We start from the raw sequence: 12661 nt of genomic DNA on the forward strand, positions 1-12661 counted from the left end.
TGTGAAGCTGAGAAACGAAATGATTAAAGGATACATCGATGGAATTGTACTGTCTGTACTGAATAAGCAGGATGCATATGGATACGAAATATCCAGAACGGTGAATGACGAGACCAATGGTCAGTTTGATCTAAAAGAAGGCACGTTGTATCCGGCACTGAAACGTATGGAGGCTAATGGATACATAGAGGGTTATTGGGGAGAGCAAATTAGTGGACCGCGGCGGCGATATTACCGAATCACCCCGGATGGCCAAACTCAGCTCAACACATTGAGGACATCATGGACGGAGAACATCAAGATTATTGATATATTCTTGGGAGGGGATCTGCATGGAAGTCATTGAACAGTATTTTGATCAAGTACTTCGATTTACATTTTTAACGAAGAGGGAAAAGTCTGAGTGGAGAGAAGAAATGGCCGCTCACCTCTATTCCTCGGTGGATCATCTAAAGCGCCAGGGGTTGGGAGAGACGGAGGCCATCGAACGTTCCATTCAACAATTTGGCTCTATCTCAGAACTGCGCAAAACGGTAACCAAAGAAACGTATGGATTCAACATGAGAACGATTTTTGGCTGTGCTTTAGCAGGTTTGCTCCTATTCATTGTAACACTGGCGGGTGGACTAATCGCGAATCGATATGGTGTGCATAATCGGTATATCGAATTAATGCCTATTTTTTGGATTACGGTGTGTGCGTTAGGTGCTTGTCTTGTGTTTACGCGCAAACGTGTGGATCGCCTTTGCCTGTTATCTGTACCCCTTTTATTCACTTTAGGGTATCTGCAAGCTTATTTTCAGGTGATGTATCATTATTGGGGTGAAGGACTTACGTTTAATATGTTTGAAAAGTTATTTTTTAGTGGCGTGCTTCATACGTCTGGAGGATTGGGGTCCACCTTGATCGCCTCTATCTTCTTGGGCGCACAGGCACTCATTATGTTTGCGATAAGTAAAAATAAGTATATATCCATTCTTCCCTTTGCCTTTTCCATCATGTATACCTTTGTTCATATGCTGATGTTTAGTCTCTATTATGTATTTTTCGCCTCAGAGCAGTTCAGTTCCGCGGTGACTCAGGGGTACAGCGTTTTCCTGAGTGGGAATATGCAGCGAGTGGTGGAGATGGGGATGAGTCTGACCATGGCAGTAGCGTTATTTGTAGTATTCCAAGGCTGGATCTATTGGACAGCAAAAAGGAAGTTAAGCTCCGCTTCATAAGGGTATTCAGCTTCCCCCATAATTAGACAATGAAGCCACGCTGGCAAGATAAAGGACAACTATAGCAGGACTCTTGTCTTTTTTATTGGGCTTCCCCCATAGTTATTCGCACACTCTCCGAATGTGCTAAGGACATAGTATAGGGCATATATACTGTGTGCCTTGGCCTAAGGAGATGACCATTTTGAAGTATCTGAACAAGAGGACAGCCACCCTCAACAAATTGAGGCCCAGTCGTTCTACGTCGAAATGCAGAAACAAACACTTGGGAAAGCGAAAGAAATGCCATATTATACGTAGATCTTATCGGAGAAAGCGCTGCTCACTGAAGCGTCCATTAAGATCACAGAAAATGGCCCGTGACAAAAAAGTCATGGCATTACCGAGAGGAGGAGGCAGCAACCCGGTCTGTTGTGAGCCGGGCCCGCTGCTCGCTCCGTTGAGACAACATGAATTGGAGACTGTGAGCTTCCCTGGAACGCAAGGTGTGCCCGGTGCCCAAGGCCCCGCAGGCCCTCACGGCGGGCCGGGTCAACAAGGGGTTCCCGGAGCGCAGGGTCCCGCGGGCCCTCAAGGTGAACCGGGTCAAGTGGGGCTTCCCGGAGCGCAGGGTCCCGCGGGCCCTCAAGGTGAACCGGGTCAAGTGGGGCTTCCCGGAGCGCAGGGTCCTGTTGGTCCTCAGGGTGAGCCGGGTCAACCCGGAGTTCCCGGAGTGCAAGGTCCTGTTGGTCCTCAAGGTGAGCCGGGTCAACCCGGAGTTCCGGGAGCGCAAGGTCCTGTTGGTCCTCAGGGTGAACCGGGTCAAGCAGGACTTCCCGGAGCGCAGGGTCCCGCAGGTCCTCAGGGTGAGCCAGGTCAACCGGGAACTCCCGGAGTCCAAGGACCAACGGGTCCCCCAGGTGAGCAAGGTCCGCCGGGCACGGTACCCGGAATTGAAATCATTCCTACGGCAAACCGTTACTTCTATTTTCCGGACACAGATCTGGATTTGTCGGCCTCAGTTACAATTCCTGCCACAGCATTCACAAATGACGATGGCGGCAGCATAACCGAATTTGCAGGGATTGGACTTAACAGCTTTAACAATCTTTATATCAACGGGATCGTCCAACCAGGAAACTCATACAGTGTAAGTGCGGAGAGGTTGTTTTTTTCGTCACAAAACGGTGTGATCTTTGCAGGGACACCTATCACTATAGAGATAATTATAATAACAGCCAATATCATAAATGGTTAAAATTGGTTGTAGTTGCTGGTTCCTTTGCCTTCACTACTCCCAAACCTACCACATATACTATGTTAGGTAGGAGGTGAGAAACATGCCACTTGTGACACCATTTCAGAACAGTTTAAGATTTGTTGCAACCATTGGTGATGGGACCGGGACTGGAGCAACGTTTGCGATTGCTGCGACAGCTTTTACAAATGATGCGGGTGTAGCTGCTACGGCACTACCAGGTGCATTCAATTATTACAATCTGTATATTAACGGTATTATGCAAACAGCAGATACTTCCTCCGTTACAACCACCGCGATTACGATTCCTGGTGGAGATGCACTGAATGAAGGGATTCCAGTTGTTGTACAATTCGTAGTGTCTTAAAAAAGATTTAATCATGCTGTATCGTTATCTTGTACAAAAAGAACGACTTCTATCTGTGATAGAAGTCGTTCTTTTTGTACAAGATACCCAGTCGACTCAACGGTATTCATTCGTGCATTAATATGCAAAAATGGTTACCCAAGGATGTTGCTCTACTACCGTATAACCTCTGAGAAATGATCCTTCCGTTTGATTCCAATCCTCACTCTCACTTGTTAAAATTTAGGTACATAAACTATGGTCAGGTTGGCGGGTGATAAGGAAATGCAGCGAATCGAGGTACATCCCGATCTATTGGAGGAAAAGGCCCGGTTGGTCCAGCAGAAAAAACAGGAACTGGAGCGAATGCTTAGGGAACTGGAGAAATCCATCTATATGTTGCAATCCGAATGGTCGGGTGTAACAGGAGAGCGTTTTTTCTGGGATTTTATGCAGGTGAAAGAAGTGTTCCCGACTACACTCGGGCTGTTGGACAAAATCCAGAATGAGTTTACGTTTATCGCAAAGAACTTTAGAACAACGGACGGCTCAGGCGAGGTTGCGCTGTACATTCCAGAAGAACTAAAGCGAAATTTCGCTGTAGGGCTGCTTGATAAATCAGTAGGAGAAACAATAACGGGAATGGGCCAGACGGCAGAAGCTTTCTTCGATAATCCGTTCAGTACATTAAGCAGTGTGGCATATGCCATGACAGTGGGCAAAGTTGTAGACGTTGGGCGTGGTATTCAGTTTGCATGGGATACCTCCTGGGGTACGGGAACGGCGAGATCTGATATAGAGCAATTTGTAGAAGAGCAGAAGAAGCAGATCGATGAGAGTGGAGCAGGGTATTACGGTGGAGCGATGACCGGTCAGGCTTTGGCGTATGTTTTGTTTGGCAAAGCTTTTCGTTCGAAGGACGACATTGGGTCGGGTGGAGGCAAGCCTGAGTCGGGGAAAGGAAATGAAAGGACAGGTAGAACTCATTATTTAGAATCAGTTAATAAGTTTGAGGATCAAATTCGAAATAAACCCTTGGAACACGGGCAATTTTTTGATAAGAATGGTAATTTAATAGGAGAAACGGTTGTTGGTACTGAAAAGTCTATAAATATAAGTAACCATAAAGATGTAGCTAAAGATACGGTATTTACTCATAACCATCCAACTAACGGGCCGTTCAGTCTTGAAGATATAGCCACTGCAATAGATTTTAATATGGCTGAGATAAGAGCTGTTTCTCCAAATGGTACTAATTTGAGTATGAAACGAGGGGCAGAAGGTTGGAAAGAAAATGCAGAAGACATAGGAATTATATTCGCTAATATTCAAAAAGAGCTAAGAAGTGATCTAAAAGCACAAGAATATTTCAAAACTGGTAATAAAGATGCAGTGTGGGATATGCTATTTGACAGAGTTGCCAAAAAAATAGGTGGGGAATATACAAAACATTAAAAGGTAGGTTAAACAATGAATAAAGATTTTCTTTACACTAAGCCCTATGTTCCCGGGATAATAGACGATACACCAGTGGACCTCGAATCGTGGTTTCTAGATGATTCAAGAGAGAGAATGGAAGAGAAATTAAGAAATATTTCTCTGAATGACCTAATCATTGAGTTAATTAATATATTTAAAGACGGAGACCCGAATTATCAAGTTCTCTTAGGGTTATTAGGAGAAAAAGTGGTTAAGGAGGCTAGAGAAGATAAGATTATCTATTGTCTAGGTGATATTTTGCGTGCTGATGACGATATAAATAGAATTGAGATTGAAACTGATGATGAGGGTCTAAATATAAAGAAAATGAACATTTTTGTTATTCCAGCCGCGCTTTTGGTACTTCAAAAGGAGATAACTAGCCTTTGTGCTGATATTCAAACTCAAAAAACAAGCGATTACTTATCAATCTCTATTAAAGATAAGATGATCACCTTATTTTCAATTTAAGAGAGTAGATTGTCATACTAATTTATAATCCTAAATTGATACAGTGAAAAGATGATATGAGTTGCGCATATCTATGCACGATTTAAAGTCATATCATTAAGCACTTCTACCAAACCAAAAGTAGAGGTGCTTTTTCCTATGAAATCAAAACAACTAATGAAATCTTCCACAGGTTGGTCGATAATATAGAAGAAGCAACTTTCAGCTAACATATACATAGAGAACTATCCACAACCTTCCTAACTCTCGCGAGGTACATTCATGAAACAAGGCATATAGGAACAGCTTATCAACACAATCACCAGGCATGAGATTTCGGCGCTGGACCCGGATGTGTATAACATTGGCACCGAGAAGCTGGATGCAGAGGAAGCACGTAAACTACTGTTCACGTATTTGGCGGCGGTGACCCGGTGAGCGCTCAAGATTGTATGGGAACAGACGGAAGATAAGACAGCAGTGTTGGCGCAGATCCGAACGTGTAATGAGATTATTGCTACCCTGAAAGGCACACTGGGGGAAGAAGAATACAACGAATTGCAACTGGATGAGCAGGGGGAAGTGCTGACCCATGTGTATTCTAAGCTGAACAGCATTCGTGCGGTCCGGGATACCAAAATCGTTCGTCCAGATACGCCAATCTCCCAAAGCTCTTTATTCACAGGTGCAAAGTCCGAGCCGAGTATGTTACTGGAGCTACAAAAGGAGATCGTGACCGCCGATCGGATCGACTGGCTGGTATCGTTTATCAAATTCAGCGGGCTTCGCCTGCTGCTGGAACAGCTCCAGCAATTTACGGCGGGTGGAGGGAAGCTGCGGATCATCACGACCACCTATATGGAATTAACCGACCTCAAAGCCATTACCGAACTTAGCAAATTACCTAACACAGAGATCCAGATTTCGTATGATACCAAAACGACTCGGCTACACGCCAAAACGTACATTTTCCACCGTGATACCTGGATTCACCACAGCCTATGTCGGCTCCTCTAACCTATCCAACCCAGCGCTGACCAGTGGTATGGAGTGGAACCTCAAGGTGACGGAGAAGGATTCACTCGATGTGCTGCGCAAGATTGAAGCGACCTTTGAAGGCTACTGGAATGACCGTGAATTTACGCGATATGTAGCTGAGGATGAAGGGCATGAGGCACAGTTGAAGGCGGCTCTGAATCGCAAAAAAGATCAGTCCAACCACTTTCACCTCGACATCCAGCCTTACGATTATCAAAAGGAAGTGCTCGAACAGCTTCACGCCGAGCGTACGCTGTATGGACGAACCCGCAACCTGATCGTCGCCGACACAGGCGTTGGCAAAACAGTCATCTCTGCCTTCGACTACAAGCGATTCCGGGCAAGTTATGCGGGAGCAAAGCTGCTTTTTGTCGCCCATCGGGAAGAAATCTTGAAGCAAAGCCGGGATACGTTCCGGTATATCCTGAAGGATATGAACTTTGGCGAGCTACATGTCGGGAATCACCGAGCGGAGGCGCTGGATCACTTGTTTGCTAGCATTCAGAGTCTTAACTCCATGAAGCTGACGGAGATCACCAGCCCAGATTATTACGATTACATCATTGTGGATGAATTCCACCATGCCGCTGCCCCTTCGTACCAGAAGCTGTTGTCACACTACGAACCTAAGATTTTGTTAGGACTCACAGCAACCCCGGAGCGGATGGATGGCAAAGACATTACCGCCTACTTCGATCATACGATTGCCGCCGAGATCCGTCTAACCGATGCCATTGACCGGAAGCTGCTGAGTCCTTTTCAATATTTTGGCGTCACCGATACTGTTGATCTATCCCAGGTGAAGTGGTCGCGTAAAGGCTACGACCTGAATGAACTAGAGAAGCTCTATACCCATAACAAAATTCGTGCCAATCAGATCATCCAAAGTCTGAACAAATACGTAACCGATCTGGATGATGTGAAGGCGCTTGGTTTCTGCGTAGGCGTGGATCATGCGATGTACATGGCAAAAATATTTAACGAAGCCGGCATTCCATCCATGGCCCTGCATGGCGGGTCGAACGAACAGGAGCGTCATTCTACGAAAGGACAACTGGTGAAAGGGGAACTGCGCATGATCTTTGTCGTTGATCTGTACAATGAGGGCGTGGATATCCCTGAGGTGAACACCATCCTGTTCCTGCGTCCTACCGAGAGTCTGACCGTATTCTTGCAACAGTTGGGACGTGGACTGCGGATGGCGGAGGGCAAAGAGTGCCTGACCGTGCTCGACTTCATCGGGCAAGCGCACCAGGAGTACAGGTTCCAAGATAAATTCCGCGCCCTGATCGGAGCTACCAAACACTCCATCTCGCACTACGTTGAGAACGGCTTTTCGAACCTGCCACGCGGTACGTTCATTCAATTGGAAAAACAAGCGAAGGACTACATCATGCGTAACCTCAAGCAGATGAGTCGTAATCGTAGAGCGCTGATCCAGAAGCTGCAAACGTTCCAGCAAGACACCGGACTGCCGCTGACCTTGGCTCATTTTGTAGAGCATCACGGGATGACACTATATGAATTGTATGGTGGACGTACGGGCAAAAGGTATTTCCGTGGCATGTTGGCCGAAGCTGGATTAACAGTACCCATTGAAGGTGAGCAAGAGGAATATATCCGCCGACTGCCGTCTGTGCTGACGATTAATTCTCGAGTCTGGCTGACGTCCCTGATCGACTTTATTGAAAAAGGCAAAGAACCAACCACCGCCGATGAACAGCGCATGCTCACCATGTTCTATTACACCTTCCACCGGGCTGCGCCTGAGAGGTTGGGAATGAGCAGCATCGAGGAGGGAGTACAGCGTGTGCTTTCTTGTGAGGTATTCGGAGCAGAGCTTGTGGATATTTTCAAATATAATCTGGCTCATCTGCGATTTGTGGATAAAAGTAATTCGTTCCCGTACACTTGTCCACTGGATATCCACTGTATGTACTCGATCGACCAAGTGCTCGCCGCCTTCGGCTACTGGAACGCCCAGCAATCACCCGCCTTCCGTGAAGGCGTGAAGTATTTTGCCGATGAACAGACCGATATCTTCTTCATTACACTGAACAAATCGGACAAAGATTTTTCTCCATCTACTCTGTACGAGGATTATGCGATTAACGAGCGTTTATTCCACTGGCAGACTCAGAGCCGGGTGTCGGAGCATACGGCTACCGCGCAGCGGTACATCCATCATCGGGAGACGGGCAACCGAATCGTGCTGTTCGTGCGGGAGTATAAGGAAGAGCATGGCTATACGTCTCCATTTGTCTTTCTGGGCGAAGCGGATTATGTGAGTCATGAGGGGAACAAACCAATGAGCTTTGTGTGGCGGTTAAGGGAAGAGATGCCTGCGAAGATGGTAGCGGTGGCGAATAAGTGTATTGTATGAGTTTGAAATGAATGGACCTGCTATGTAAAGCAGGTTTATTTGTTTAATTATGTATTTAATTGTGGAATTAAGTGGTTTTTTATTGGATAATGATTCTATAAGCCTATTTTTATATTATGAAATAATCAATTTGAACTACTGATTTTAGAAGGAGTGATCTTTATGACTTTAAATAGCGAATACATAGATAAGACAGATTCAAAATTTTGGCGTGAGATTGGAGTCAAAATTGATGCTTTTAATGAACTGACTGATGCTAGATTAGATAACGAATTATTATTGATTCTGAGCTCGTTAAGTTTAGAGGCTTTAATTGAGCTTGGTACGCTTTTCAAAATAGATAATGATTTAAATGGGAAGGGTGAAATTCAAGATTCTTTTAAATCTCTTACTAAAGAACAGAAGTTGCAAATATTATTATGCCGAGATTTTCAGTTGAGAAAAAAGAAAACATTAAGAAACTTTTATGATGATAGGTTCCATAAGTCGGAAACTAAATTCATTCATACAATTTCTCAAGTTATTCATCTTTTTAATGAGAGTCATACTAATCTTATTGAAGTTTTAGCATGGCATTTATGGGACAACAAAGGATCAGATGAACAATTTACAATGAGTGAAAAGATAACAATGGAGCAAGCTCTCAAGGTACCTAGAGAGGGGAATGATAAATTAGTTGATTCATTGTATAAAAAAACTGGTCAGAAAAATAATTACAAGGTGCATTCTTACGCAACGCTACGAAATGAAAATTTGTTAGTAGTTCTGTATAGGCAAATAAATGATGCACCAAGACCAGATTTTGAGGAAGCTATTCGTAACAAAGAAGTGGCACCAGTTCTATTTACAATTAATATTTCAGATGGGACTATTCAGGTTAAATCAAGTACTAAGTTGGAAAAGGAAGCAATAAAAGAGTTTGTGTCAGATGCATTTAATTGCAAACTTACATTAGTTTCCAGTGAAATATTTACTGAGTATAGCCCTGAGAAGATTAAGGCAGCGATAATTCATGGTACTCCTGTTTCTGATGCGGATTCTATCATAAAGATTCATAGAATAAGTTTTCGAGGAAGTCAATTGAAGAATTCTCCAAATTTGACGTTAGGTTTAAAAAATATCGAAATATGGCCTTCTGTACAGCATGCTTATGAAAAAGGAATAATTGAGATGGAAAGCTTGAAAGACATCTCTTCTCTGCATTTAACTTATGGTGATGTTAATAGAACGATTAGAACCGTAATGAAAGATGATGGAAATATCATTTTTTTAATGGATGATAGCGGAATTGCTAAGCATACAAAATTGTCCATTGATTCAGAATTTAAGAATAGATTTGGCTTTCCGCTCAATACGATAATCTCTAATGAGAAGTTTGACGATGGAAAAGTAGATAAAGTTGATGTAATCATGAGTAAGATTAGTACAGATGATTTTTATACCGATGAAACAAAACAGTTATACAAGCTTCTCATAGAAGAAAACATTTTAAATTCAGTAAACAGAAGAGAGATTTCATGTGGGACTTGTGGATATAAAGAAGTTTTTGAACAGTCGAGTAGTATCCCAACAGAATGTCCGGATGATTGTGGCACTGCCTTGAGAGAAAAAAAGTTAGAGAACTATTCTGTCAATAAGAAAGAGGTCTACAGTTATATAAAGAGGACTTTGAAGTCTCTAACTGATTGGAGTGTACTTCAAGATAGTGAACTTAGTCTTTATGACAAAAAATATAAGTTTATAAACCTTTCTAATCAAATGAGTGAAAAGAAGCTCCAAGTGATTGTTGCAGAAAATAGTTTACCTAGTCGGGTCATTCGTAGAATCGAAAAAATGCTTACTCCTACTATGATTATTTTTATAGGGGAACAAGAGAAAAATATTGAAAGTTATAATGCTAATTGCATTTATCCAGTAACATTTGGTAATATATATATAAAACAGGAACGTGAGTTCTCTTATTTCGTTAATCAAATTTACGAATCGTTAGATCGTAGGACAAAGTCTATTCTATCTGATGCTGCAATCAAAGCGTACGAATCAATCGCAAAGACATCAGGAAAAGTTGATATTGACATAAAGTATAAAGATAAAGAGTTTGAAGATGATGTGTTTGCTATCCTTAAAGACATGTTCTCAAACTGTGAAAAATGGGGAAAAGAAATGAGTGGAAAGGCGGTCCCGGAAGGAATTTTTGCAATGTCCTGGACGAAAAAGAATGGTAATAATACTGATGTTGAAAGTTATGTTTTCTCCTACGATTGTAAACTAACTAAAAAAGAGAAGGGCTACGATTTAGGGAAGGATGAGCAAAGAAAAGCTCTAGATTATGTTTTAGATTTAAATAGAAATATGTTTGTTAATCGTTTTAGTAGGAAGAATCAGTTATCAGCTCATATTTTTATTTCAAATAGATTTGACGTAAATAACTTTAATACGATGCAAGAGCATTTTTATAAAATGCTTGGAGATGACTATGATACAAGACCTATCTTTTTAGATTCAGAAACTTTTGTACACATGTATAAACTGTATTTAGATAACTTTGAAGTAATATGTAATTCTCCTAATATTTTCAAAGCAAATCTGTTTAAACTATTTACTTCTGACGATTGTCTTATAACAATAGATGATATAAACAAAAGTTTTAAAAGAATATTAAGACCAGAACAAGCTGAAATAGATGTTTTATCAACGAATTTAGTAAAAGAGGAAATTCTAGATATCTAAGATTGTGAGGGAGGAGCTTATGTTTAATAGGAGTTACTCCGAATCTTCTGAATCATTGAATAAAGTTGAAATTAGTGCAGTCAGCTCTTATGTTGATATTTTTATGAATGACCTAAAGAGAAATATTTTAAGCTTATATAACCCTGAATTTGAAATCTTTAAATATGATACTTATTATAGTTATGTATTTCATGATACCAATATAATTATTTTAGAGAACAGTAGTGGTAAGATTACAAATATTAGCATTACTGATTACAATGATTTCATACCTATAATATTATTTGAGAACTTCAAGGAATTAAAAAATTTACCAGTCAGGCTGGAGCGTTTAAAAAAACTTGGACATGAGAGATTCAGAAATGAAATTAAAGACAATTTGATGTACCAACGGATACAGCAAAACGAAAAAACCTGTACAGCGTTATGGATAGATTATGGAATAGAATTTGTAATAGGTGATTCACTACAGTTACTTCAGAAGGAGTAGAAACAACATACATGAATTCAATAATATTTTTTATTGTAGGAATATTCTGTCTAGCAGTTATTGCTGGGTTATTACAACCTTCTAAAAAGAAAAAAACTAGAAGATCTAAAAGAACTAAGAATCCAGCTATTAAGAAATCTGCGAATACTGGATTTAATCGTTCCTCCTCTACGTGCAGATCTGACGAAATAATTCTAACTTTACCATTAGATAAAATGACGGGAGCAGAGTTCGAGCGACTATTGACACTTTATTTTAGAGACAATGGCTATACGGTAAAAGAAGTTGGCGTTGGAGGTAGGGATGGTGGAGTAGATTTGGTTATCACTGATAAGCGTGGCGAAAAAACAGCGGTTCAGGCAAAATGCTATGCTGATCATAATAAGGTGCAAGTAATGACTGTTCGTGAGCTGGTAGGTGCGAAAAGGAATCATGACTGTATTTTGTCTCTGATCGTGACGACATCTGATCTTACGGGTCCAGCAAGAAAAGAAGCTGATCAATTCAAAGTGGATTATTGGCACGGTGGTTTATTAGACAGCAAGCTACGCAGTTGGGGGAAATGGAAGCCTTCCAATAGAAAAGTAAAAACTACTACGACCAAGAAAGAGCAATCTTTATCTAAAACCGTGTCTAATATCAAGTGCAGTTGTGGTGCTGCAATGGTTAAACGTAAGAATAAAGCTGGGGCGGAATTTTGGGGATGTAGCAGCTATCCTACTTGTAGAAAAACGAAAGCTATCTGAGTAATTCAAAATGACGGAAAAACAAAGGCAAGGCAACTAGTTAAACAGTTGCTTTGCCTTATTTCTGATTTGTTCCGTAACTCTTTAGTATCTCTTTTAGAATGTTCCTGGATAATTGAATATTATCTAAAGATGCATCTCTCAACATGTCCACTATTTCTTGAATCATAATATCCGTCTCGGTTAATTCAATTTCATCATTCACATAAGCAAAAAGTTGAGAAACGTTTACATCCAACGCCTCTGCAATTTTACCAAGATTAATTAAAGAAACGTTTTTCTCTCCACGTTCAACTTGTCCAATGTATGTAAAATGGAATCCACCTTTTTCTCCAAGTGCCTCCTGTGATAGTCCCTTTTCTTTCCTTAAAACTTTAATTCGTGCACCGACTAATTTTAAAATTTTTCTATCTTCCACACTATGCACCCCCTATATATAAAAGTGTAGACAAGATTTCAGGGGGTAAACACGACCATTCAGATCGTATAATTTTGTAAAATTATATCTTTGAGTATTTATTTTGCTGTATAATACTGGT

At 41.4% G+C, this 12661-nt stretch carries 10 protein-coding genes and 1 pseudogene; 10 read left to right on the forward strand and 1 reads right to left on the reverse strand.

The genetic code is table 11. From position 1 onward, the window contains the following. Position 1: 1 nt before the first annotated feature. The 10 genes and pseudogenes from MKY44_RS04940 (at position 2) to MKY44_RS04985 (ending at position 12122) form a co-directional block, all read left to right on the forward strand. The gene (locus MKY44_RS04940) at positions 2-346 is read left to right on the forward strand and encodes a PadR family transcriptional regulator (protein WP_315938067.1); all 345 of its coding nucleotides are present in this window, start codon (positions 2-4) and stop codon (positions 344-346) included. Next, a complete protein-coding gene (locus MKY44_RS04945; RefSeq protein WP_341006238.1) occupies positions 333-1223 on the forward strand; it encodes a permease prefix domain 1-containing protein in 891 nt (296 codons plus the stop codon). The genes MKY44_RS04940 and MKY44_RS04945 overlap by 14 nt, the downstream gene beginning before the upstream one ends. A 352-nt stretch (positions 1224-1575) precedes the next feature. Continuing rightward, complete coding sequence (locus MKY44_RS04950; protein WP_341006240.1) at positions 1576-2460, forward strand: DUF4183 domain-containing protein; 885 nt, start codon at positions 1576-1578, stop codon at positions 2458-2460. An 82-nt stretch (positions 2461-2542) separates the two neighbouring features. Beyond that, positions 2543-2827, forward strand: a complete 285-nt coding sequence (locus MKY44_RS04955; protein WP_341006241.1) for a DUF4183 domain-containing protein — start codon at positions 2543-2545, stop codon at positions 2825-2827. A 264-nt stretch (positions 2828-3091) separates the two neighbouring features. Then, complete coding sequence (locus tag MKY44_RS04960) at positions 3092-4261, forward strand: WXG100 family type VII secretion target (protein WP_341006242.1); 1170 nt, start codon at positions 3092-3094, stop codon at positions 4259-4261. Positions 4262-4276: 15 nt separating this feature from the next. Continuing rightward, a complete protein-coding gene (locus tag MKY44_RS04965; RefSeq protein WP_341006243.1) occupies positions 4277-4756 on the forward strand; it encodes a hypothetical protein in 480 nt (159 codons plus the stop codon). A 288-nt stretch (positions 4757-5044) separates the two neighbouring features. After that, positions 5045-8156 (forward strand): annotated as a pseudogene (locus tag MKY44_RS04970) (DUF3427 domain-containing protein). Between the two features lie 162 nt (positions 8157-8318). Further along, on the forward strand, positions 8319-10886 hold the full coding sequence (locus tag MKY44_RS04975; RefSeq protein WP_341006244.1) for a hypothetical protein: 2568 nt from the start codon (positions 8319-8321) through the stop codon (positions 10884-10886). Positions 10887-10905: 19 nt separating this feature from the next. Beyond that, positions 10906-11376: a hypothetical protein gene (locus MKY44_RS04980; RefSeq protein WP_341006246.1), complete on the forward strand. Its 471-nt coding sequence runs from the start codon at positions 10906-10908 to the stop codon at positions 11374-11376. An 11-nt stretch (positions 11377-11387) separates the two neighbouring features. Beyond that, a complete protein-coding gene (locus MKY44_RS04985) occupies positions 11388-12122 on the forward strand; it encodes a restriction endonuclease (RefSeq protein WP_341006248.1) in 735 nt (244 codons plus the stop codon). 58 nt (positions 12123-12180) lie between these two features. Here MKY44_RS04985 and MKY44_RS04990 read toward each other — a convergent pair whose 3' ends face one another. Then, entirely contained in the window at positions 12181-12540 is a 360-nt protein-coding gene (locus MKY44_RS04990; protein ID WP_341006250.1) for a helix-turn-helix domain-containing protein, read from the reverse strand. Positions 12541-12661 lie beyond the last annotated feature (121 nt).

The organism is Paenibacillus sp. FSL R7-0026, from assembly GCF_038004485.1.
GTDB lineage: Bacteria > Bacillota > Bacilli > Paenibacillales > Paenibacillaceae > Paenibacillus > Paenibacillus xylanexedens_A.

What these genes read in the sequence shown, in the direction of transcription:
- MKY44_RS04945 (WP_341006238.1), top strand. Translation starts at nt 333, where the DNA reads ATGGAAGTCATTGAACAGTATTTTGATCAAGTACTTCGATTTACATTT.
- MKY44_RS04950 (WP_341006240.1), top strand. Translation starts at nt 1,576, where the DNA reads ATGGCCCGTGACAAAAAAGTCATGGCATTACCGAGAGGAGGAGGCAGC.
- MKY44_RS04955 (WP_341006241.1), top strand. Translation starts at nt 2,543, where the DNA reads ATGCCACTTGTGACACCATTTCAGAACAGTTTAAGATTTGTTGCAACC.
- MKY44_RS04960 (WP_341006242.1), top strand. Translation starts at nt 3,092, where the DNA reads ATGCAGCGAATCGAGGTACATCCCGATCTATTGGAGGAAAAGGCCCGG.
- MKY44_RS04965 (WP_341006243.1), top strand. Translation starts at nt 4,277, where the DNA reads ATGAATAAAGATTTTCTTTACACTAAGCCCTATGTTCCCGGGATAATA.
- MKY44_RS04975 (WP_341006244.1), top strand. Translation starts at nt 8,319, where the DNA reads ATGACTTTAAATAGCGAATACATAGATAAGACAGATTCAAAATTTTGG.
- MKY44_RS04980 (WP_341006246.1), top strand. Translation starts at nt 10,906, where the DNA reads ATGTTTAATAGGAGTTACTCCGAATCTTCTGAATCATTGAATAAAGTT.
- MKY44_RS04985 (WP_341006248.1), top strand. Translation starts at nt 11,388, where the DNA reads ATGAATTCAATAATATTTTTTATTGTAGGAATATTCTGTCTAGCAGTT.